This window comes from Nocardioides sp. PD653-B2 (assembly GCF_002117935.1).
GTDB lineage: Bacteria > Actinomycetota > Actinomycetes > Propionibacteriales > Nocardioidaceae > Nocardioides.
On sequence record NZ_BDJE01000011.1, the window covers coordinates 23,624 to 44,713 of the forward strand.

Consider the following 21,090-nt stretch of genomic DNA (forward strand, 5'->3'; position numbering starts at 1 on the left):
ATCCCACACCGGGCCGTGGTCCCCGCGCCGACTTGGCACCCCTCACCACCACGTCACCAGCACGAAAGGCCCCCCGATGAACGAGACCCGCTCGATCCGTGTCGTCGCCGCAGGAGTGGACGCACCGACCATGGCCAGGATCGCCCAGGACGCCGGCGGCGGCCGGGTCGAGGCCGCCGCCCTCGGCGACATGCAGGGCGCGCGACTGGTGAAGAAGGGGCAGGCCGACTACTACATCGGCACCTGCTGGTCCGGCGGCGGCGGCGCGCTCGCGGCCGCGACCGCGATCCTCGGCGCCAAGCAGGTCGGCATCGTCGGGACACCCGGGATGGTCGTCACCGAGGAGCGGGTCCGGACCATGGTGGGCGAGGGCCGGATCGCGTTCGGCTTCGCCTACGAGCAGACCACCACCGCGATCCCGTTGATCATCAAGGAGATCCTGGCCCACCGCGACGCGCAGGAGGGCCGCGCAGGTGACCGGTGACCTGACGGCCGACGCGGCCGCCCACGCCCAGATCACCGAGGAGTTCGCCGACCGGCTCGAGATGCTCGAGGAGTCCGGTCAGGTGAGCAAGCTCGCCCGCCGGCTCACCGAGCTCGCGCTCGCCGACCTCGCCGTCAGCCTCGACCTCCGGTTCACCGAGGAGAACTCCGCCCAGTTCGTGACCCACCTGGCGATCGCGCTGACCCGGATCAACCGCGGCGACCCCCCGATCGAGCTCTCGGCGGTCGCCGAGGAGGAGATCGCCGAGCGCACCCGCGAACGCGACGCCGTCGCTCGGGTGATGCGCGACTGCGCCCCGGTGCTCGAGCGCACGGTCCCCGATCCCGAGATCAGCTACATGACCGTGCACCTGTGCAGCATCGTCGACCTCCAGTCCGAGCAGGGCGGGTGACCGGCCGCGCGGTGGTGGTCGTCCTCGACGGCTTCGGTGTCGGGGCGACCCCCGACGTCGCCGACTCCGACGCGGGCTGGCACACCCTGGAGCACGTCGCGGGGGACGCACCCCTGCAGCTGCCGACCCTCGCGTCCCTCGGGCTGCACCGGCTCGCGCCTCGCGCGGTCGAGGAGCAGCAGCTGCGCGGCGCCTACGGCCGGCTCGCGCCGGTGCACCCCGGCGCCGACACCTACCTCGGACACCAGGAGCTCATGGGCGGCGGGTTGTCGCGCGTCGAGTTGAAGCTCATGGAGGACGTCGGCGAGACCGTCCGCGACGCCCTGGTGGCGGCCGGGCACCGGGTCGAGCCGCTGGTCGAAGGCCAGTCGATGCTGCTCGTCGACGGCGTCGCGGTCGTGCACGACAACATCGAGGCCCGGGCCCGCCTGAACATCAACGTGACCGCCACGCTCGACGACATCGGCTTCGACGAGCTCAGCGAGATCGGCTTCGTCGTACGCCGTGCCGTGAACGTCTCCCGCGTCATCGTGGTCGGCAGCCGCGGCTACGACGTCGACGACATCCGGGCGCACATCGTGGACCGCGGCGAGGGCCAGGTCGGTGTCGACACCCCCGGCCTCGGGGTCTACACCGAGGACTACCAGGTGCGCCACCTCGGCCTGGAGTTCCCGGTCGAGCGGCAGCTCCCGACGCGGGTGATCGAGGCCGGCGGCGACGTGGTCCTGCTGGGCAAGGCGGCCGACGTGGTGCGCTGCACCGGCGCGGTGCGCGAGAACCTGGTGCCGACCGCGGAGGTGCTCGACGCCGCCGTGCGCCACCTCACCTCCATGGAGCACGGGCTGATCGTGGCCAACGTCCAGGAGACCGATCTCGCCGGACACGAGCAGGACCGCGACCGCTACCGGCAGGTGCTCCGGCTCGTCGACGCCAAGCTGCCGCAGCTGCTCGAGCAGCTGGGTCCCGACGACGTGCTGTTCGTCACCGCCGACCACGGCAACGACCCCACCTCGGGCAGCAGCCGCCACACCCGCGAGTACGTCCCGCTGCTCGCCTACGGTGCGGCGTTCCAACCCGTCGACCTCGGCATCCGGTCCACCCTCGCCGACGTCGCCGCGACCGTGGCCGACCTCCAGCAGCTCGCGGAGCTGGAGTCCGGAGAGTCATTCCTGAAGGAGATCTCGTGTTCATCGACGTGACCCGTCGCCGCAACCCCGCCCTGATCGACGCGGCGGTCGAGCTGCACCAGGCCGGGCGCATCCCGTCCAACTGCTACGTGGTCGACCTCGACACGGTGGCGCGCAACGCCGCCGTGGTGGCGCAGGCCGCGAAGTCCCACGGCCTGACGGCCTACCAGATGACCAAGCAGTTCGGTCGCAACCCGGTGGTGGCCCAGGCCATCGCGGACGCCGGCATCGACCGCGTCGTGGCGGTCGACTTCGAGGAGGCCCGGCTGTTGCACGCCCACGGCCTGAAGATGGGCCATGTCGGCCACCTGGTCCAGGTGCCCGAGCACGAGCTCGGGCTCGCCGCCGACATGGAGCCCGACTTCGTCACGGTCTTCGGCTACGACCAGGCCGAGCGGATCAGCAAGGCGATGCAGGAGCGCGGCCGGGTCCAGGACCTGACGCTGCGGATCTCCGAGCCGGGCGACACCTTCTACCCCGGCCAGCGCGGGGGAGTGCCGCTCGCCGACGCGGTCGACGTCGCGCGCCGGATCGACGCCCTGCCCGGCGTCCGCATGCGCGGCGTCACGAGCTTCCCGGTCGTGCTGTGGGACGAGACGGCCGGAGCCTTCGGCGCGACGCAGAACCTGGAGACCCTGCGGGCCGCGTCCGAGGCGATCAACGCCGCCGGCATCGACGCGCCCGTGCGCAACACCCCGAGCGCCTGCTGCTCGGCGACGTTCGGGATCAAGGCCGCGGCCGGTGCGACCCACGTGGAGCCGGGCAGCTGCCTCACCGGGCAGACTCCGCTGCATGCCGTGAGCGACCAGCCGGAGCTGCCGGCCATGATCTACGTCTCGGAGATCTCGCACACGACCGCGGACGCGGCGTACTGCATCGCCGGCGGGCTCTACCCACGGTCGAAGGCGCGCACCGCGCTGGTCTACGACGAGGTGGGCGCCGAGCCGGTCACCGCCGCGGTCGAGCTCGACCCGGCCGAGGCGATCGACTACTACGGCACCCTGCGTCTCGACGATCCCCGGCGCCTGCGGATCGGCAGCACCGTCGTGTACGCCTTCCGTGCGCAGGTGTTCGTCAGCAAGTGTTTCGTCGCCGTCGTCAGCGGGATCGGGTCCCAGCCGGTCGTCGAAGGCATCTTCACCAGCACTGGATTCCGTCTCGGGGAGGACCTCCTCCCGGTCGGCGGACTTGACGGAAGGACCGCGCCGTGACTGCCACGCGCACCGTGACCATCGCCGACCCCCAGGGCCTGCACGCCCGCCCGGCAGCGGACTTCGTGACCGCGTCGCGCGACTTCGAATGCGACCTGGAGATCCAGGTCGGGGACAAGTCGGGCAACTGCAAGAGCCTGCTGTCGGTGCTCAAGCTCGGTATCGCGCACGGCACGCTCGTCACCCTCCAGGCGACGGGCGCCGACGAGGAACGCGCCGTCACCGAGCTGGCCGAGCTGCTCGGCCACCAGGTCCAGGGCACGTCGTCGCCGTGATACTCCAGGGCATCCCGGCCTCGGGCGGTTGCGCACTCGGCCCGGTCGTCATGCTGGAGCCCGCGGGCGCCGACGTGGACGTCACCGCCAGGAGCACGCGCCCGGTCCCGGAGTCGCTGGACCGGCTCACCGCGGCGGTGGCGGCGAGCCGCGACGACATCGTCGCGATCGCCGCGACGGCCCGGGAGCGGATCGGTGCGGAGAACTCCGCGATCGTCGAGGCCCAGCTGCTGGTGCTCGACGACCCCGAGTGGCTCGAACCCGTGGTGGCGGCGATCCGTGGCGGCGCCACCCCTGAGGGCGCCGTGTGGGCGGTCAGCCAGGAGGTGGCCGGGCTGCTGGCAGCGCTCGACGACCCGTACCTCGCCGAGCGGTCGGCCGACGTCCTCGACGTCGGGCAGCGCGTGGTGGGGCACCTGACCAACCGGCGCCGGGCTCCCGTGCTCGCCGGCCTCGAGGGCGACGTCATCATCGGCGCCTACGAGCTCACCCCGACCGACACCCTCGCCCTCGACCTGGAGGTCGTGCGCGGGATCGTCACCGAGGTGGGGTCCCGCACCGCGCACGCCGCGATCATCGCCCGCCAGCTCGGCATCCCCGCCGTGGTGGGGGCGAGCGGGCTGCTCGACGCCGTGTGCTCGGGCGATGTCGTGCTCGTCGACGGGGACCAGGGCACCTGCACGCTCGACCCCGGCGACGCCGAGGTGGCCCGGGCGCGCTCGGTGGCCGCGGCGCGCGCCAGCCAGGCCGTGATCGTCGAGCGGGTCGCCACCAGCGACGGCATCGAGGTCGTGGTGCTGGCCAACGCCGGGAGCATCCTCGACGTCGAGCGCGCGGTCGGCTGGGGCGCGGACGGGATCGGGCTGTTCCGCACCGAGTTCTTGTTCATGCAGTCCCAGGCGCCCCCCGACGAGGAGGAGCAGGCGGCATACTACGCCGCGGTGGCCCAGGCCGCCCAGGGCCGACCGGTGACGTTCCGGACCCTCGACATCGGGGGCGACAAGCCGGTGCCGGGGCTGCACGTGGAGGCCGAGGCCAACCCGTTCCTCGGGGTCCGGGGCGTGCGGCTCACCCTCGCCGACCACGACCTGTTCGCGGCCCAGCTGCGGGCGCTCGCGCGCACCGCGGCGGCGTACCCCGAGATCAGCGTGATGGTGCCGATGGTCTCCGGGCTCGAGGAGCTCGACGAGGTCCGCGCACTGCTGGCCGAGTGTGCCGGCGAGACCGCGTTCCGGTTCGGCACGATGATCGAGGTGCCCAGCGCGGCGGTGCTCGCCGCCGAGGTCGCGGACGAGGTGGACTTCCTCAGCGTCGGCACCAACGACCTGACGGCCTACGTCCTGGCGGCCGACCGGGGCAACACCCGGCTGGACTACCTCTACGACGAGTTCCACCCCGCGGTCCTGCGCACCCTCCGCCTGATCCGCGCCGGCGCGGGTGCCACGCCGGTGAGCATCTGCGGCGAGCTCGCCGGCGACCCGCGCGCGCTCGCTCTGCTGGTGGGGCTCGGCTACCACCGGTTGAGCGTGTCCGGGCCGCTGGTGCCGGTGGTCAAGGAGCGGGTCCGCGAGCTCGAGGCCGCCGGCACGGCCGACGGGGTGGCGGCGGTGCTGTCCGCACGGCGTCGCGCGGACGTCTCCGCGGCGCTGGACCTGCTCACGCCCCGGGGCTGACACCCGGAGGTCCCGTGGCCGGGTGGGCCTCGGTGGCCTCTCGGCCGCCAGCGCCCACACAGCGCGGTGGACTTCCTGACATCCTGTTTCCCCATGAGCACCGAGGCGTCAGCCGAGCGAGACCTGTTGCTCCACCGATTGGGTGACCAGCATCGCCACGTCCTCGACCAGGTCGAGGGTCTCAGCGACGGCCAGCTGCGCCAGCCTGTCTTGCCGTCCGGGTGGTCGTGTCTCGGGCTGCTGCGTCACCTCACGCTGTCTGATGAGCGCTACTGGTTCGGAGTCGTGATGGCCGGTGAGCCCCTGGACTTCTGGCCGGAGGGCATCAACGCCGACTGGCTCGTCCATGACGACGAACCCCCGGCGTCGATCGTCTCAGCCTACCGCGCCGCCATCGAACATGCCGACGCGATCATCGCTGACCTCTCCCTCGATGCGCCGCCCGCCCGGCACGAGGACTGGTGGGCCGAGTCCGGGCAGTCCTTCCCGGATCTGCGTACGGTCCTGGTGCACGTCCTGGTCGAGACCGCCACCCACGCCGGCCACCTCGACGTCGTGCGAGAGCTCCTCGACGGCAAGCAGTACCTGTCGATCTGACGTCGAGTCAGGACGCGCAGATCGCTTCCGGAGCTCGCTGGTCAGTCGGGAGGCGACGCGATGACGGCTTCGGCGGACTCGGTGCGGTCCAGACACTCGACGACCGTGTCGACATCCAGGCCGTCCGAGCCGTAGAGGTCGGTCGTCCAGGAGTGGCCGCCTCCGGGCCGCCGTGCGGTTCGCAGGAGGTGCTGAGGTCGATGTGCTGCTGGTCGTGACGAGCGAGGTGCGACAGAAGCGCGGCCGGTGCGCCTCGTTCTGTCACCACCGCAGGAGAAACCTCGGACATCTCCGGACAGGCGTGGCGAACGGGGCGTTGCCGTGCCCGTCAGGTGGCGGAGCCGACCTCGAAGAGCAGAGCAGCGCCCTCGAGCCCACGGCGGAGCTCCTCGACGGCGAGGACGCCGGCGCGCTCGACGGCCTCGACCGTGGACGCGCCGCAGTGCGGCGTGAGGATCACGTTCGGGAGGTCGCGCAGCGGACTGGCGGCGTCCAGCGGCTCCTCCTCGAAGCTGTCGAGGGCGGCCGCGTGCAGGGGACCCTGGGCCAGCGCGACGGCGAGTGCGTCCTCGTCGACGATGCCGCCGCGGGCCGTGTTGACCAGGATGCTCGACGGCCGCATCCGGCCGAGCACCTCGGCGCCGAACAGGTGCCGGGTGGTCTCGGTCAGCGGGGCATGGATCGAGATGACGTCCGAGCGTGCGACCAGCTCGTCGAAGGCGACCATCGAGACGTCGGTCTGCACGGCCACCGGGTCGTGCCCGATGACCTCCATGCCGAGCGCCCTCGCGCGGACCGCCACCTCCTGGCCGATCCGGCCGATGCCCACCAGGCCGAGGGTCCGGCCGGCGAGCTCGAGCGCGGTCGGGCGCGACCACGAGCCAGCGCGCACCGACCGGTCGAGGCTCGGGATGCCGCGGGCCGCGGCCAGCATCAGGCCGACGGTGAGCTCGGCGACCGACGTGGTGGTGGCGCCGAGCGTCCGGGTCACCCGGATGCCCTCGGTACGCGCGGCGTCGAGGTCGACGTTGTCGACCCCGATCCCGAAGCGCACCAGGACCCGGAGGCCGGTGCCCACGAGCGCCTGCGACGACGCCTCGTCGACGCCGAGGATGGCGCCGTCGCACCCGTCGAGCAGCTCCCGCAGCTCGGCCGCGGTCAGCGGCCGCTCCTGGGTCGGGTAGCGCACGTCGTAGCCGGCGTCGTGGAGCAGCTCCTGGTGCCGACCGGGGGTCTGGCGGAAGCCCCGCGGGGTCACCGCGACGGTGGTCACGCGCGGCGGTAACGCGGGTTCGCGACGATCTCCGGGCCGCGCTCGCCCTCGACCACGATGACGGGGAAGCCCTGCTCGGCGATGGTGGCGTAGTCGTAGCCCGCGTCGCCGATGTAGACCGCGTAGAACACCAGCGGCTCGTCGCCGGTGTTCACCGAGCGGTGGGCCCAGTGGCCGGGCACGTAGTTCACGATGCCCGGGCGCATCTCCTTGGTCTCGGTGGTGCCGTCCTCGAGCGCCATCACCAGCAGGCCCTGGCCGGACAGCGTCAGGTAGATCTCGGCGCGGTCGCGGGTGGCGTGGAAGTGACCCTTGGTCATGAAGTACTCGTCGCCGACCTTGCCCGGCTGGAGCACCGTGGTCGAGGAGAGGAGGTTGTTGTTCGTCGCCGGGACCCGGATCTCGTGCACGCTGTACATGTCGCCGTCGGCCGGGGTCGCCGTCTCGACGTCGCTGAGGAAGTAGCCCGCCAGATCGGCGAGACCGCGCCGCAGGACGACCGGGTCGGGCGTCAGGTCACCGGACTCGAAGTCGATGTACACCGTGAAGGGCACCAGGGCGCCCTCGGGCAGGTCGGTCGTGGTCATGGGTCACCCTCCTGGGTGGTCGGTCAGGCGGACGCGGCGGCGGAGCGGAACTCCGGGTCGGCCAGGGCGGCACGCAGGATGCGGAGCACGGTCTCGGCTCCGCCACGCATCGGGTTGACGCGTACGGCGTACCGCTCCAGGCCGGGAGCGGACTTCAGGAACGTGCTGGTCAGGTAGGTGAAGAGCGGCAGGAACTCGAACTGCGCCTCCTCGCCCACCGACTGGCTGGGTGACCCGTTGCGCCAGGCCGAGCGCAGGAACTCCTCGGCCACGGGACGGTCGAAGAGCAAAACGGCGCACCGGATCCCCGGCTGCGCGGCGTAGGCGCCGGCGAGGAACGGGTAGTCCTCGCTGCCGACGCCTTCGGTCACCGCCTGGGCGACGTCCAGCACCGTCTGGTTCTGGACTGCCAGCGCGACCGGCGCGAACACCAGTGCGCGCAGGGCTGCCATCGCGTGCGGACCCTGGATCTGGCAGCCGGCCGAGGACAGGTCGCGGCGGATCTGCCCGACCGAATCGCGGTCGGCGAGCACCGCACCGATCGGGTGGGGGGAGAGCAGCTTGAACAGCGACAGCGCCGAGGCGTCTGCCCCCATCTGGACCCCGATCCGCGGCGAGCGCATCACTGCGTAGTTGTCGTCGACGAGGATGCGTACGTCGTTCCCGCACACCGACCGCACCAGGTCGATGACCCGGGCGACGTCGTGGCTGTCCCCCAGCCGCTGCGGGACGTGCTGGAGGTAGACCGATGCGGGGCGGTGCTCGCGCAGGTAGGCCTCGAGGCCCGCGGCGTCGTCGAAGCTGGAGTAGTCGACGGTGAGTCCCATGTGCCGCATCGCCGGCAGCGTGGTCTTGTAGGGGTGCGCCTCGTGCACGACGATCCGCGAGCCGGGCTCGACCAGACCGTTGAGCATCGCGCGGATGGACCCGGTCCCGGCGCCGTGGATCAGCACGGCGTCCTCGGCGTCGAAGAACCGCGCGAGGACCTCCTCGACCCGCGCGGTCGCCCGGGGCCGTCCGCCGCCGCCGAACCCGACCGTGGCGAGCTCGCGGACCTGGCCGTAGTCCTCGACGAAGACCACGTCGGACCCCATCACCTGCTGAGCGACGTCGACCAAGCGGTGCTGGAGCCGCACCGCGTCCTCCAGGGAGATGTGCTCGCGCACGACAGTCCCCGTGAGGTCGCGGGCGAAGCCGTCCACCAGCTCACCGCGATCGGTCGGGTCAGAGCTCACCGAGCACCTCGTCGATCGCGCGGCAGGTCGCCTCGACCATGTCCTCGCCGTCCTGCTGGGTGGTGACCAGAGCCGGGAACAGCGTGATCACGTCGCCGGTCGCACGGAGCATGAAGTCCTGCTCCATGGCGCGGTTCATGATCCGGCGCCCGACGCCCAGGTCCTTGGCGAAGGGGGCCTTGGTGGCGGCGTCCTGGACCAGCTCGATCCCGATGAGGAAGCCCTTGCCCCGCACCTCGCCGACGTTCGGGTGTCCCTCGTAGCGGGAGCGGAAGGCCTCGATCATCCACTCGCCGACCTGCGCGGTGGACTCGAGGAGGTTCTCCTTCTCGATCGCGTCGAGCACCGCCAGGCCCGCGGCGCAGGCCGTCGGGTGCGCGGCGTAGGTGTGCCCGGAGACCTTGGCCTGGGTCGAGGCGCCGTCGCCGTAGATGATCTCCATGACCCGGCCGGTGGCGATGGCGGCGCCGAGCGGCACGTAGCCACCGGTGATGCCCTTGGACGAGGTCACGATGTCCGGGGTGACACCGAAGTGCTCGAAGCCGAACCAGCGACCGGTGCGGCCCACGCCGATGAACACCTCGTCGTCGATCCAGAGGATGTCGTAGCGGTCGCAGATCTCGCGGAGCCGGCGCAGGTAGTTGGCCGGCGGCACCAGGACCAGGGCGGCCGGGATGGCCTCGGCGAGGATGCCCGCGATCGTCTCGGGGCCCTCGGCCAGGATGGTGGCCTCGATCGCGTCGGCGCAGGCGTCGCCGTACTCCTCCTCGGTCATCCCGTCGGGACGGCGGTAGGGGTAGCAGGCGTCCAGCTCGACGAAGCCCGGCGCCAGGGGGGCGAACCAGGTGCGGAACTCCTGATTGTCGCTCGCGCTCGCGCCGACCAGCGTGGTGCCGTGGTAGCCCGTCTTGCGGTAGAGGAACTTGGTGCGCTCGGGGTTGCCCTTCGCGCGGTGGTAGCTCTTGGCCAGCTGGGTCGCGCTCTCGACGGCCTCGGATCCGGAGGAAACGAAGAAGCTGGTCTGGAGGTCCGCGTCGGTCAGCCCCGCGATCCGGCGGCCGAGCTCGATGGACGGCTCGTTGATGAAGGTGCGCAGCGAGACCCAGTGCAGGGTCGTCATCTGGGCGTGGACCGCGTCGGCGACGTCGACGCGGCCGTGTCCGAGTGTCGCGGCGGCGGAGCCGCCCGACAGCCCGTCAAGATAGGTCCGCCCATCGGCGTCCGTGACCCGGACGCCGCTCGCCGAGACCGCCAGCGGGCCTCGTTCGGCTCGGGTCGCGGCCGCCGTCACCCCATGGCGCCACACATAGCGGATGCAATCCTCGACCAAGTCGGCGTTCGGTCGATCTGATCCTTCATTTTTGTTGACCACAGACACTTGACCTTCTCGTGAGTCGTCGTAACATCATTACCACCCTAAGCCTGCGCGAACGGGGCTGACAACCGGAGTCTCGGAAACGACCGCCGCCGACATCCGTCGGTGCCGCCTGGAAAGAGGAGCTCGTGAGCGGGACGACCATCACCGTGGTGCCCGGCCGGAACATGGCCGCCGAGATGGTCGAGCAGCCCGACCGCGTACGCGCCGCCTTCGGCGGTGTGCAGGCGCGGACGGAGGCCCTCGCGCCGCTGCTCGGGTCCGCTCGGCAGGTGATCCTCCTGGGTCGCGGCTCGTCGCGCTCGGCGTCGACGTACGCCGCCGAGGCCTTTCGCTCCATCGCCGGGCTGCCTGCCGCCGTCGTCTCGCCCGCGCACCTGGCCTGGTCCACCTCCGGAGCGCTGCACGGCGCGCTGGTCGTGGCGGTGTCCCAGTCCGGGGAGAGCACCGAGATCCTGGCCGCGTCGCGGGCCGCCCTCGAGCGTGGTGCCGACCTGGTGGTCGTGACCAACTCCGAGAACTCCGCGCTCGGCGGACTGGTCGACGACGCTCGCCGGCTGCTCTTCCACGCCGGTCGTGAGGTCGCGGTGCCGGCGACGAAGAGCTTCACCACCTCGCTCGCGTGCCTGCTCGGCCTCGCCGCGGCGGGGCAGCCCGAACTGCTCCGTGAGGCGGCGACCGCGGTCCCGGACCTGATGGCCGCGGTGCTCGAGGACGAGACGACCAGGATCGACGTGTCCGCCGCCTCCGACTTCGTCTGCGCGGGTGAGGGCTACGCCGAGGCGGTCGGCGAGGAGGGCGCGATCAAGCTGCGCGAGACCCTGAGCCGTCCGGTCGCGTCGTTCGAGACCAGCGAGTTCCTGCACGGCAGCGTCAACTCGGTCACGGCCGGTACGGCGGTGCTGTTGACCGCCTCCGACGATGTCGGTGTCCACCTGTGCGAGGAGGCCGCACGCGAAGCCGCCCGCCGCGGTGCCCGGACCGTCACCATCAACGCGGCGCCGTCCACGGGCGCCGACCAGCACGTCCGCCTCCCCGCGACTCCGTCGCACTGGGCGCCGTTCCTCGCGGTGCTCCCCCTCCAGCGCGCGGCCCACGACGCCGCGATCGCCCGGGGCCTCGACCCGGACACCCCTGCCGGGCTCAGCAAGGTGACCCGTATCGAGACCGCGGGTGACTCGTGAGATCCCCGCGTCTCGACCCCCCAGCGTCGGCTGTCCCGCCCGCGCTCCACGACGCCCCGGTGAGCCGGGTCGTCATTCTCCAGGGAGATCGCTGATGACAACGGCCCAACCACTCGTCGACCTGCGCGACATCACCGTGAGCTTCGGTGCTGTCAAGGCGCTGCGCGGCGTGAGCTTCGACCTCAGGCCCGGTGAGGTGCATGCGCTGCTCGGCCAGAACGGCGCCGGCAAGTCGACCCTCATCAAGGTCCTCTCCGGAGTGAACCAGCGCGATGGCGGCACGGTCCTGGTGCACGGGAAGGAGACGAACTTCAAGTCCGCCCAGGACTCCCGCGACAGCGGGATCGCGATGGTCTACCAGGACCTGAGCCTGGTGCCCTCGATGTCGGTGGCCTCCAACCTCTTCCTGGGGAGGGAGCCGCACGGCGGGACGAGGCTCGTGCGCAACCGGTCCATCGTGCACGCGGCCCAGAAGTACCTGACCGAGCAGGGCTTCCCGATCAAGGCCAGCGCCCGGGTCGGCGCGCTGCCGTTCGCCTACCGCCAGCTCACCGAGATCGCGAAGGCGCTGATGGGCGACATCCGGATCCTCGTCCTCGACGAGCCCACGTCGGCGCTGTCGGCCGGTGAGGAGGAGATCCTCTTCAAGACCGTCGCGGACGTCACCGAGCGGGGCGTCGGCGTCATCTACGTGACCCACCGGCTCCACGAGGTGTTCCGGATCAGCGACCGCGTGTCGGTCCTGCGCGACGGGCTCAACGTCGGCACCCACAACACCTCCGACATCACGATGGACAAGCTGGTCAGCGAGATCGTCGGTCCCGGGCACGAACGGATGGCCCAGGCGACGCTCAGCGTGGAGGAGGGCGACCGCCGCAGCGCGTTCCGCGACGAGTCCAGCGAGTCCTCGACCCACGCGCCGGTCATCGAGCTGCGCGGTGTCACGAACGCGCGCCTCAAGGGCGTGGACCTCAAGGTGCGCCCCGGAGAGATCCTCGGGCTGGCCGGGATGGTGGGCAGCGGACGCACCGAGATCCTCGAGACGATGTTCGGTCTGCGCCGGGCCGACGAGGGTGAGGTGCTCTTCGAGGGCAAGCCGGTGCGCTGGGGCAGCCCGCACCAGGCGATCGCCGCCGGCGTCGCGCTGGTGCCCGAGGACCGGCACGAGCAGGGCCTGGTCCTCGCCGACACCATCGCTGCCAACATCGCGATGCCCCGGCTGCCGCAGCTGACCCGGGCGGGGGCCTTCACCAAGGGCGAGGCGAACAGGCGGGCGAAGAAGGCCGTGTCCGACCTCAACGTCCGTGCGCCCGGCATCCAGACGAAGCTGCAGAACCTCTCGGGCGGGAACCAGCAGAAGGTGGTCTTCGGCAAGTGGCTGACGCCCGAGCCCAAGCTCCTCCTGCTCGACGAGCCGAGCGTCGGCGTCGACGTCGGCGCCCGCGACGAGATCTACGGGATCATCCGTGGCTTCGCCCGGAACGGCTGCGCCGTCGTGGTCGTCTCCTCGGAGCTCGTCGAGCTCCAGCTTCTCTGCGACACCCTGGCCGTCATCCACGACGGTCGCGTCACCACCCGCGTCCACACGTCCGAAGTCGAGGGCGAAGAGCGCCTCCACCACCTTGTACAGGAGCCCGCACGATGAGCACTGCCACCACGCCTGCCCCCGCAGCCGCCTCCGAGAGCCGGCGCAATCTCGCCCGCGACCTGTTCTCCAGCGACCGCCCCTACGGCGTTCTGCTCGCACTGATCGCGCTCGTCGTGTTCTTCTCGATCAAGTCCGACGTCTTCTTCACCAGTGCGAACCTGCAGAACATCGGCCGCCAGACGACGCTGGTCACGATCATGGCCGTCGGCATGACCTTCGTCATCATCGCGGCGGAGATCGACCTGTCGGTGGCCTCGATCCTCAAGCTGTCCTGTGTCTCGGCCGCGCTGTTCATGAACGACTTCTCCAACAACTGGTTCCTCGGAGCCATGGTCGGCGTCGCCGTGGGCGCGTTCATCGGCCTGGTCAACGGCCTGCTCACCACCAAACTCGGGATCCCGAGCTTCTTGGTGACACTCGGCATGTTGGGCGTCGCGAAGGGAATCGCGTTCGTCGTCACCGACACCGCGCCCGTGCTCGTGGACAGCCGCCCGTTCTGGGCCGTCTTCTACGAGGGGTCGATCGCCGGGATCCCGGTCCCGATCCTGTGGACGATCGTCGCGCTGCTCATCGGCGGTGTCCTGCTGCACTTCTCGACCTTCGGCCGCAAGGTGTACGCCACCGGCGGCAACGCGACCGCCGCCCGCTACAGCGGCATCAACACCGACCGCACCAAGATCCTCTGCTTCGTGTTCACCGGCGTGCTCGCCGGTCTCGCGTCGCTGATCTTCACCGCCCAGGGCCACGCCGCCCGTCCCGACTTCGCCGACGGCCTCGAGCTCGACGTCATCGCCGCGGTCATCCTCGGCGGCACCAGCCTCTTCGGCGGCCGGGGCTCGATCATCGGCACGCTCATCGGCTCGTTGATCATCGGCGTGCTCAACAACGGCCTCGTGCTCATCGGGGTCAGCTCGTCGTGGCAGATCGCCGTGAAGGGCTTCATCATCATCCTCGCCGTCGCGCTCTCCAAGAGGCGCTGACCCGAGGATCCGAGCAGCCGGGGCGGGCGGTGCCGTACGCAAGGCCGCCCGCCCCGGCATCCACCCCCCACCTCGACCACGACCAGGGAGAACTCCGTGAGCGCTCGCCTCGCAGGCAAGACCGCCATCGTCACCGGTGGCGGCCGCCAGATCGGCTTCGCGATCGCCGCGCGCTTCGCGGCCGAGGGAGCGAGCGTCGTGCTCGCCCAGCGCAGTGAGGCCGAGGGTCGCGAGGCCGAGGCGGCGATCGTGTCCGCCGGTGGCCGGGCCACCGCGGTCCGGTGCGACGTCGCGGACGAGCAGTCGGTGGCGGCGGCGATGGAGCGCACCGTGGAGCTCTACGGCGGCGTCGACATCCTGGTGAACAACGCCGGCACCGGGGTCGCCGAGGACATCACGGAGCTCTCCTGGGAGGACTACCGCAGGGTCGTCGACATCAACGTGGGGGGCGTGCTGCTGGCCACGAAGTACGCCGCGCGCGCGATGAAGGCCGACGGCCGGCGGGGGAGCATCATCAACATCTCCTCCATCCAGGGCGTGCTGCCCCTGAAGCAGTCGGCGGTCTACGCGGGCTCCAAGGGCGCGGTCAACCTCATCACCCAGCAGACCGCCGCGGACCTCGGGCCGTTCGGCATCCGGGTCAACGCGATCGCGCCGGGCTACATCGACAACGAGATGATGCACGGCTACCACGACCTGGTCAGCGAGACGCCCGGCTCCGCGATCGCCGCGGCCCGCCGCTCGATCGTGCTGGGCCGGCTGGGGACGCCGGAGGACATCGCGAACACCGCGCTGTTCTTCGCCTCCGAGGAGTCGTCCTACGTGACCGGCACCCTGCTGCTGGTCGACGGCGGCTCGCAGTCCCACGGCGCCATCGCGTGACCATGGGCGAGACGACGACGGGCCCCGACTTCCCGACGCTGTTCTCCCCGCTGCGCATCCGCGGGGTCGAGGTGCGCAACCGCGTGGTCTTCCAGCCGCACTTCAACGCCCTCGGCGACGTGCACGGCATGCCGACCGAGGACCTCACGGCGTACCTCGAGGAGCGCGCGTGGGGCGGAGCCGGGCTGATCGTGGACGGCTCGATGGCGACCATGCCGGAGGGCCAGATGTCGCGGAAGTACCTCGCGGCCTGGGACCCGCGCGCGGTGCCGCTGAACCGGCGTACGACGGACGCGGTGCACGCGCACGGCGCCACGATCTTCGCCCAGCTCAACCACGGCGGGCACACCTCGCTGGAGCACCCGCCGCCGGTGCTGTGGGCGCCCACGCAGATGCCGGAGCCCTCCAGCCCGCACACGACGCGGGCCATGGACCGCGGCGACATGGTGCGCGCGATCGAGGGGTTCGCCGTCTCGACCCGCAACCTGGTCGCGGCCGGCTACGACGGCGTGGAGATCAAGATCGCCCACGACGGGCTGCTGCGCAGCTTCGCCTCGCCGTTCTTCAACCGCCGCACCGATGCCTACGGCGGGAGCTTCGAGAACAGGATGCGCTTCCCGCTCGAGTGCGTGGCGGCGGTGCGCGAGAACCTGCCCGAGGACCTGCCGCTCGGGATCCGGATCTGCCTGCACGAGTACACCCCGTTCGGCTACGAGCTCGACTACGGGCTGCGGATGGCCGAGCACCTGGAGGCCAGCGGGCTGGTCGACTACTTCAACTGCGACGCCGGGTCCTTCTCCAGCTTCTGGATGGAGATCCCGCCGGCGGCGGTCGCGCAGGGCTACTTCCGACCGCTCAACCAGGCGCTGAAGAAGCAGTCCGACCTGCCGATCGTCGCCTTCGGCCGGATCAAGGACGGCGGCCTCGCCGAGCACATGCTCGCGACGGGGGAGGCCGACCTGGTCGGCATGGCGCGCCAGCTGATCGCCGATCCGGAGACACCCCGCAAGCTCGCGGAGGGCCGGGCCGTCGAGGTCCGCGCCTGCATCGGGTGCAACGACGGCTGCCTGCACGCGGTCGCGCAGGAGAAGCCGATCCGGTGCGTGCAGAACCCCGCCGCCGGCCAGGAGCTGCTCTGGAGCGAGCGGCTGCTCGTCCGCGCCGCCGAGCCCCGCACGGTCGTCGTCATCGGCGGCGGCCCCGCCGGCCTCAAGGTCGCCGAGATCGCCGCGCGCCGGGGACACCGCGTCACGCTGTTCGAGCGCTCCGAGCACCTCGGCGGGCAGCTGCGCCTGGCCGCCCGCCAGCCGCACCACGAGGAGGTCGCCGAGGTCACGCACTACCTCGAGGCCGCCGTACGCCGCCTGGGCGTCGAGCTGTGGACCGGGGTCGAGGCCACCGCCGACGACCTGCTCGAGCTCGAGCCCGACGTGGTCGTGGTGGCCACCGGCTCGCAGCCCAACCTCCCGCCGGAGCACCGCCAGTCCCACACCGATCCGGACGCCGGCGCCCTCGCCCGGGCCCGGGGCCTCCAGGTGCTGCCGGAGGTGCCCGGTCTGGAGCTCGGCTGCGTCTACTCCGTCGACGAGGTGCTCGGCGGCGCCGAGCTCCCGGGCGACCGGGTGCTGGTCGTCGACGGCCAGGGGCACTGGGAGGCCGCCGGCACGGCGGAGTTCCTCGCCGATGCCGGCAAGCAGGTCACGGTGATCTCGAGCCGTCCGGTCGTGGCCGGCGAGCTGGAGGGCACCAACATCGCGATGTTCCTCCAGCGCGTGGCGGCCAAGGGCATCGCGCTGCGACCGCTCACCACGCTGCTGCGCATCGAGCCCGGCCGCGCGCGGGTCGTCGACGGCGTCACCGGGGTCGAGCAGTGGCTCGACGTCGACGTCGTGGTGCCGGTGCACTCCCGCCGCTCCCGCGAGGACCTCTACCACCGCCTGTGCGACCTGGTCGCGGAGAGTGACCGCGAGGTCCGGGTCGAGAGGATCGGCGACGCGTCGGCTGCTCGCCTGATCCAGACGGTGCTGCTCGAGGCGCACCAGGTCGCGGTGACGGTGTGACCCGATGAGGACCGTCGTGTGCGTGAAGCCGGTGCCGATGGCGCTCGCCCTCGACGCCGACAGCGGTCGCCTCGACCGCTCCGGCGGGTCGCTCCTCACCGGGGTGGACGAGAGCGCGGTCGAGAGCGCGTTGCGCGTGCGCGACGAGTGCGGCGGCGAGGTCGTCGTCCTCGCGATGGTGCCCGAGGCCGCAGCGGAGGCGCTGCGGCCCGCGCTCGCGATGGGTGCGGACCGTGCGGTGGTCGTCACCGGCGCGGCGCTCGAGGGCGCCGACCTGCTGGTCACCAGCGAGGTGCTCGCCGCGGCGGTACGCCGGCTCGAGGCCGATCTCGTGATCCTCGGCGCGTCCAGCGGCGACGGCGCCGGTGCGCTGCTGTGGTCGGCACTCGGGGAGCGGCTCGGGCTGCCGGTGCTCTCGCGCGCCGTCGAGGTGACCGTGGCCGGCGGGCGCCTGAGCGCCACCCGCCAGACCGAGACCGGCGTCCACGCCGCCGAGACCTCGCTCCCCGCCGTGCTCGCGCTGTCGGGCGAGGTGTGCCTGCCGCGCTACCCGACCTTCCGCGACGTGATCGCCGCCAAGAAGAAGACGGTGGAGGTCCTCACCCCGGAGTCGCTCGGCCTCGCCGGTGCCGACCTCGGTACGTCGGGCTCACGCACCCGCGTCCTGGCCGCCGCTCCCGCCCCGGCGCGCGGGCCGGCGGAGCTCGTCGAGGACGACGGCCACGCGCACGAGCGGGTCGTGGACTTCCTGGTGGAGAGGAGGCTGGTGTGAGCCGTCGTGCGCTCGTGGTCGTCGAGCCACGGTCCGGGCGCGTGCCCGCGGGCCAGCTGGGCGTGTTGTCCGCCGCCGCCCGGGTGTGCGACGCGGTCGAGGTGCTGCTGCCGGTGGCCGACGGAGACCCCGTCGACGAGCTGGCCGGCGAGCTGGCGAGGCACGGCGCGGGCGCCGTACGGGTCGTGACCGGGCTGCCCGCCACCAGCGCGCCCCGCGTCGCCGTCGTCGCCGCCCTGCACGCCGAGGAGCCCTACGACCTGGTCGCCTTCGAGAACTCCTCGTTGTCGGCCGACGTCGCCGGTGCCCTCGCGGTCCGGCTCGGCGCCGGCGTCTGCTGGGACCTCTCCGGCCTCGACGACGTCGACGGCGAGCTGGTCGGCCGACGCCTCGCCCTGGCGGACTCCACGTCCGTGGACGTGGGCTGGGTCGGCGGCCCCGCCATCGCGATCTTCCGCACCGCGGCGCTCGACGCCGTGCAGCACCCGGCCGGCGACGCGCCCCGGGTGGTGCCGGTCCAGGTGCCCGCCGCGACCGGGCCGGAGGTGAGGCTCGACGAGTCGCCGGGCGGCGCCGACGTCGTGCGGTCGGGCCTGGACACCGCCGACATCGTGGTCGCCGGCGGCCGCGGTCTCGGCAGCCAGGACAACATCGCCCTCCTCGAGGAGCTCGCCTCGGTGCTGGGTGGTGTCGTGGGCGTGAGCATGCCGGTGGTCGACCGCGGCTGGTACCCCTACGCCCACCAGGTCGGCCAGACCGGCCGCACCGTGCGCCCGCGCCTCTACCTCGCCTGCGGCATCTCCGGCGCCGTGCAGCACCGGGTCGGCATGTCCCGCTCGGGCACCGTCATCGCGATCAACACCGACCCCCAGGCGCCGATCTTCGACCTGTGCGACCTCGGCGTGGTCGGCGACCTGACCGAGGTCGTCCCCCGCATCACCGCGTTGCTCCGCGAGCGGTCCTGACGCCGGCGACCTCGACCGACGTCAGCCGACGGGCACCCAGCACTCGCCGGCGACGGAGTCGAGCACGGCCTGGGTGATCCGGGCCGCACGCACCCCGTCGGCGAAGCTGGGCATCCCCTCGGGCACCTCCTCGGTCCCCGAGGCGCCAACGGCCTGGTAGACGTCGCCGACCAGGGCGTTGAAGCAGTCCTGGTAGCCCTGGGGGTGCCCCGGCGGGAGCGGGGTGAGCAGCGCGGAGCCGGTCCGGTGCACGGTGACCCCGCGTGGCACGACGGACGCGTGTGAGCGGCTGCCGACCCACAGGGTCTCGGGCAGCTCCTGGTCGAAGGAGAGCGACTGGTCCGCGCCGTCGAGGGAGAACCACAACCGGTTCTTCCGGCCGGGGGAGACCTGGCTGACCACGACCGACCCGACGGCCCCGAGATCGGTTTCGAACTGCACGGTGGCGATGTCCTCGGTGGTCACCTCGACGGTCGACTCGCGGCTGTTGATCGCGGTCTTGCGCTGCGCGGACAGGCGGGTGATCCGGTGGCCGGAGACGAACTCGACCAGGTCGCACCAGTGCACGCCGATGTCCGCGAAGGCCCGCGACGCGCCGCCGACCGCGGCGTCCACCCGCCAGTTGACGTCGGCGCTGGTGGAGAGCCAGTCCTGCAGGTAGCTGCCGTGCAGCAGCCACAGCTGCCCGACGTCGCCGCTGCGCACCCGGGCCCGCGCCTCGAGCGCGGACTGGTAGTAGCGGTAGACGAACGGTACGGCGGTGACCGCACCGTGCTCGGCCGCCAGGGCGGCGAGCTCCACGGCGTCGTTCAGCGTGGTCGCCAGCGGCTTCTCGCAGACGACCGCCTTGCCGGCCTCGAGGGCCAGCCGGGCGAGCGGTGCGTGCAGGTTGTTCGGCGTGCAGATGTGGACGACGTCGACATCGTCGGAGGCGATCAGCCCCTCCGCGGACTCGGCCGCGAACCGGGCGCCGAGCCTCCGCGCGCCCTCCTCGGCCGCCTCCTGGCTGTGGTCGGCGACGGCGACGAGGTCACCGCCGGCGGCCCGGACCGCGTGCGCGTGGACACTGCCGATGAACCCCGCGCCGATGATGCCGGACCGGACGCGGTCATTCATCGATCGTGATCCAGCTCCCGGACGCGGACGACTCCATGATCGCGTCGGCGATCAGCGAGATCCGCCAGCCGTCGTGGAAGTTCGGCGACGCCTCGGTGCCCTCGACGATGCAGCGGAAGAGGTCGTAGGCCTCGATGATCTTGGTCTCGCCGTAGCCGATGCCGAGAGCCGGGATCGGCCAGAGCCCCTCGCCGTACGGGTGCGCCGGGCCGGTGTAGACCGTGCGGAAGCCGCGCCGGTCGCCCGGGTCGCTGGCGAAGAAGACCTGCAGCTCGTCGCGCCGCTCGTAGTTGAAGTAGATCGACCCCTCGGTGCCGTGCACCTCGACGGTGATGAAGTTGTTGCGGCCGTAGCCGTTGCGGGTCGCCTCGATCGAGCCGACGGCGCCGTTGGCGAACTTCAGCATCGTCATCATCTCGTCGTCGACGTCGACGGGCCCGAGCTCGCCGCCGGAGCGCGAGGTCCCGAGCGCGTCGCGGCCGCCGCTCTGCTGGGGGCGCTCGGCGATGATGGTCCGCGCCAGCCCGTTGACGGCGCTGATCTCGCCGGCGAGGTAGCGGGCCAGGTCGACGACGTGCGTGCCGATGTCGCCGATCGCGCCCGAGCCGGCGATGTCCTTCTGGAAGCGCCAGGACAGCGGCGACTGCGGGTCTGCGCTCCAGTCCTGGAGGTAGGTGCCGCGGAAGTTGACGATCTCCCCGATGGCGCCCTCCTCGATGTACTTCTTGGCGAGCGCGATCGCGGGCGTACGCCGGTAGTTGAACGCCACCATGTTGACCACGCCCGCGGCCGTCACGGCGTCGAGCATCGCCTTCGCCTCACCCGCGGTGCGGGCCAGCGGCTTCTCGCAGATGATGTGCTTGCCGGCCTGGGCCGCCGCGATCGCCATCTCCGGGTGCAGGTGGTTCGGCGTGGCGATGTCGACGACGTCGATCGTCGGGTCCTCGATCACGCGGCGCCAGTCACCGGTGCTGGACTCGAAGCCGAAGCGCGCGGCGCCCTCGGCGGCGAGCTCCTCGGTCGCCTCGGCGATGACGGCGCGGACCGGGATGGCCGGCGCGGGCCAGAAGAACATCGGCATCGAGGCATAGGCCATCGAGTGGGCCTTCCCCATGAATCCGGCCCCGATGAGACCGACGCGTAGCTCTCGCATGGTGGTGCTCCGTTCCTTTGT

The 21,090-nt window shown here is 71.8% G+C and carries 20 protein-coding genes; 14 read left to right on the top strand and 6 right to left on the bottom strand.

What is annotated here, in order from left to right; translation table 11 throughout:
- The first annotated feature begins 76 nt into the window (after nucleotides 1–76).
- From PD653B2_RS05025 to PD653B2_RS05055, 7 genes are all read left to right on the top strand, one after another.
- The gene (locus PD653B2_RS05025; protein ID WP_085871244.1) at nucleotides 77–484 is read left to right on the top strand and encodes a DUF2620 family protein; all 408 of its coding nucleotides are present in this window, start codon (nucleotides 77–79) and stop codon (nucleotides 482–484) included.
- On the top strand, nucleotides 474–896 hold the full coding sequence (locus PD653B2_RS05030; protein ID WP_085871245.1) for a PRD domain-containing protein: 423 nt from the start codon (nucleotides 474–476) through the stop codon (nucleotides 894–896). The genes PD653B2_RS05025 and PD653B2_RS05030 overlap by 11 nt, the downstream gene beginning before the upstream one ends.
- Nucleotides 893–2,095: a phosphopentomutase gene (locus PD653B2_RS05035; RefSeq protein ID WP_165763334.1), complete on the top strand. Its 1,203-nt coding sequence runs from the start codon at nucleotides 893–895 to the stop codon at nucleotides 2,093–2,095. The genes PD653B2_RS05030 and PD653B2_RS05035 overlap by 4 nt, the downstream gene beginning before the upstream one ends.
- Nucleotides 2,080–3,294: an alanine racemase gene (locus PD653B2_RS05040; RefSeq protein WP_165763335.1), complete on the top strand. Its 1,215-nt coding sequence runs from the start codon at nucleotides 2,080–2,082 to the stop codon at nucleotides 3,292–3,294. Before PD653B2_RS05035 ends, PD653B2_RS05040 begins: the two co-directional genes overlap by 16 nt.
- A complete protein-coding gene (locus PD653B2_RS05045; protein ID WP_085871248.1) occupies nucleotides 3,291–3,569 on the top strand; it encodes an HPr family phosphocarrier protein in 279 nt (92 codons plus the stop codon). The genes PD653B2_RS05040 and PD653B2_RS05045 overlap by 4 nt, the downstream gene beginning before the upstream one ends.
- Nucleotides 3,566–5,242, top strand: a complete 1,677-nt coding sequence (gene ptsP / locus PD653B2_RS05050) for a phosphoenolpyruvate--protein phosphotransferase (RefSeq protein ID WP_085871249.1) — start codon at nucleotides 3,566–3,568, stop codon at nucleotides 5,240–5,242. Before PD653B2_RS05045 ends, ptsP begins: the two co-directional genes overlap by 4 nt.
- A 93-nt stretch (nucleotides 5,243–5,335) precedes the next feature.
- Nucleotides 5,336–5,839, top strand: a complete 504-nt coding sequence (locus PD653B2_RS05055) for a DinB family protein (RefSeq protein ID WP_085871250.1) — start codon at nucleotides 5,336–5,338, stop codon at nucleotides 5,837–5,839.
- Between the two features lie 328 nt (nucleotides 5,840–6,167).
- Here PD653B2_RS05055 and PD653B2_RS05060 read toward each other — a convergent pair whose 3' ends face one another.
- From PD653B2_RS05060 to PD653B2_RS05075, 4 genes are read right to left on the bottom strand one after another with little or no spacing between them, the layout of a single operon-like run.
- Complete coding sequence (locus PD653B2_RS05060; protein ID WP_085871251.1) at nucleotides 6,168–7,112, bottom strand: phosphoglycerate dehydrogenase; 945 nt, start codon at nucleotides 7,110–7,112, stop codon at nucleotides 6,168–6,170.
- Nucleotides 7,109–7,699, bottom strand: a complete 591-nt coding sequence (locus PD653B2_RS05065; RefSeq protein ID WP_085871252.1) for a glucose-6-phosphate isomerase family protein — start codon at nucleotides 7,697–7,699, stop codon at nucleotides 7,109–7,111. Before PD653B2_RS05065 ends, PD653B2_RS05060 begins: the two co-directional genes overlap by 4 nt.
- Nucleotides 7,700–7,722: 23 nt before the next feature.
- On the bottom strand, nucleotides 7,723–8,934 hold the full coding sequence (locus tag PD653B2_RS05070; RefSeq protein ID WP_085871253.1) for an aminotransferase class V-fold PLP-dependent enzyme: 1,212 nt from the start codon (nucleotides 8,932–8,934) through the stop codon (nucleotides 7,723–7,725).
- On the bottom strand, nucleotides 8,924–10,240 hold the full coding sequence (locus tag PD653B2_RS05075; RefSeq protein WP_165763336.1) for an aspartate aminotransferase family protein: 1,317 nt from the start codon (nucleotides 10,238–10,240) through the stop codon (nucleotides 8,924–8,926). The genes PD653B2_RS05070 and PD653B2_RS05075 overlap by 11 nt, the downstream gene beginning before the upstream one ends.
- A gap of 197 nt (nucleotides 10,241–10,437) precedes the next feature.
- Between PD653B2_RS05075 and PD653B2_RS05080 the strand changes: the two genes are divergently transcribed.
- From PD653B2_RS05080 to PD653B2_RS05110, 7 genes are all read left to right on the top strand, one after another.
- The gene (locus PD653B2_RS05080) at nucleotides 10,438–11,493 is read left to right on the top strand and encodes an SIS domain-containing protein (RefSeq protein WP_085871255.1); all 1,056 of its coding nucleotides are present in this window, start codon (nucleotides 10,438–10,440) and stop codon (nucleotides 11,491–11,493) included.
- A 94-nt stretch (nucleotides 11,494–11,587) separates the two neighbouring features.
- Nucleotides 11,588–13,138 carry a sugar ABC transporter ATP-binding protein gene (locus PD653B2_RS05085; protein WP_085871256.1) on the top strand — a complete coding sequence of 517 codons (1,551 nt, stop codon included), beginning with the start codon at nucleotides 11,588–11,590 and terminating at the stop codon, nucleotides 13,136–13,138.
- A complete protein-coding gene (locus PD653B2_RS05090; protein ID WP_085871257.1) occupies nucleotides 13,135–14,121 on the top strand; it encodes an ABC transporter permease in 987 nt (328 codons plus the stop codon). Before PD653B2_RS05085 ends, PD653B2_RS05090 begins: the two co-directional genes overlap by 4 nt.
- A 96-nt stretch (nucleotides 14,122–14,217) precedes the next feature.
- Nucleotides 14,218–15,003 (top strand): SDR family NAD(P)-dependent oxidoreductase, encoded by a 786-nt coding sequence (locus PD653B2_RS05095; protein ID WP_085871258.1) that lies wholly within the window; start codon nucleotides 14,218–14,220, stop codon nucleotides 15,001–15,003.
- A gap of 2 nt (nucleotides 15,004–15,005) precedes the next feature.
- Entirely contained in the window at nucleotides 15,006–17,063 is a 2,058-nt protein-coding gene (locus PD653B2_RS05100; protein WP_133058944.1) for an FAD-dependent oxidoreductase, read from the top strand.
- Between the two features lie 4 nt (nucleotides 17,064–17,067).
- Nucleotides 17,068–17,835 carry an electron transfer flavoprotein subunit beta/FixA family protein gene (locus PD653B2_RS05105; RefSeq protein ID WP_085871260.1) on the top strand — a complete coding sequence of 256 codons (768 nt, stop codon included), beginning with the start codon at nucleotides 17,068–17,070 and terminating at the stop codon, nucleotides 17,833–17,835.
- On the top strand, nucleotides 17,832–18,800 hold the full coding sequence (locus tag PD653B2_RS05110; protein ID WP_165763337.1) for an electron transfer flavoprotein subunit alpha/FixB family protein: 969 nt from the start codon (nucleotides 17,832–17,834) through the stop codon (nucleotides 18,798–18,800). Before PD653B2_RS05105 ends, PD653B2_RS05110 begins: the two co-directional genes overlap by 4 nt.
- Before the next feature lie 21 nt (nucleotides 18,801–18,821).
- Here PD653B2_RS05110 and PD653B2_RS05115 read toward each other — a convergent pair whose 3' ends face one another.
- Both PD653B2_RS05115 and PD653B2_RS05120 read right to left on the bottom strand, forming a co-directional pair.
- Nucleotides 18,822–19,916 (bottom strand): Gfo/Idh/MocA family protein, encoded by a 1,095-nt coding sequence (locus PD653B2_RS05115; protein ID WP_085871262.1) that lies wholly within the window; start codon nucleotides 19,914–19,916, stop codon nucleotides 18,822–18,824.
- Complete coding sequence (locus tag PD653B2_RS05120; protein ID WP_085871263.1) at nucleotides 19,909–21,069, bottom strand: Gfo/Idh/MocA family protein; 1,161 nt, start codon at nucleotides 21,067–21,069, stop codon at nucleotides 19,909–19,911. Before PD653B2_RS05120 ends, PD653B2_RS05115 begins: the two co-directional genes overlap by 8 nt.
- Nucleotides 21,070–21,090: the final 21 nt, after the last annotated feature.

What these genes read in the sequence shown, in the direction of transcription:
- PD653B2_RS05120 (WP_085871263.1), bottom strand. Translation starts at nt 21,069, where the DNA reads ATGCGAGAGCTACGCGTCGGTCTCATCGGGGCCGGATTCATGGGGAAG.
- PD653B2_RS05025 (WP_085871244.1), top strand. Translation starts at nt 77, where the DNA reads ATGAACGAGACCCGCTCGATCCGTGTCGTCGCCGCAGGAGTGGACGCA.
- PD653B2_RS05090 (WP_085871257.1), top strand. Translation starts at nt 13,135, where the DNA reads ATGAGCACTGCCACCACGCCTGCCCCCGCAGCCGCCTCCGAGAGCCGG.
- PD653B2_RS05085 (WP_085871256.1), top strand. Translation starts at nt 11,588, where the DNA reads ATGACAACGGCCCAACCACTCGTCGACCTGCGCGACATCACCGTGAGC.
- PD653B2_RS05065 (WP_085871252.1), bottom strand. Translation starts at nt 7,699, where the DNA reads ATGACCACGACCGACCTGCCCGAGGGCGCCCTGGTGCCCTTCACGGTG.
- PD653B2_RS05115 (WP_085871262.1), bottom strand. Translation starts at nt 19,916, where the DNA reads ATGAATGACCGCGTCCGGTCCGGCATCATCGGCGCGGGGTTCATCGGC.
- PD653B2_RS05105 (WP_085871260.1), top strand. Translation starts at nt 17,068, where the DNA reads ATGAGGACCGTCGTGTGCGTGAAGCCGGTGCCGATGGCGCTCGCCCTC.
- PD653B2_RS05100 (WP_133058944.1), top strand. Translation starts at nt 15,006, where the DNA reads ATGGGCGAGACGACGACGGGCCCCGACTTCCCGACGCTGTTCTCCCCG.
- PD653B2_RS05055 (WP_085871250.1), top strand. Translation starts at nt 5,336, where the DNA reads ATGAGCACCGAGGCGTCAGCCGAGCGAGACCTGTTGCTCCACCGATTG.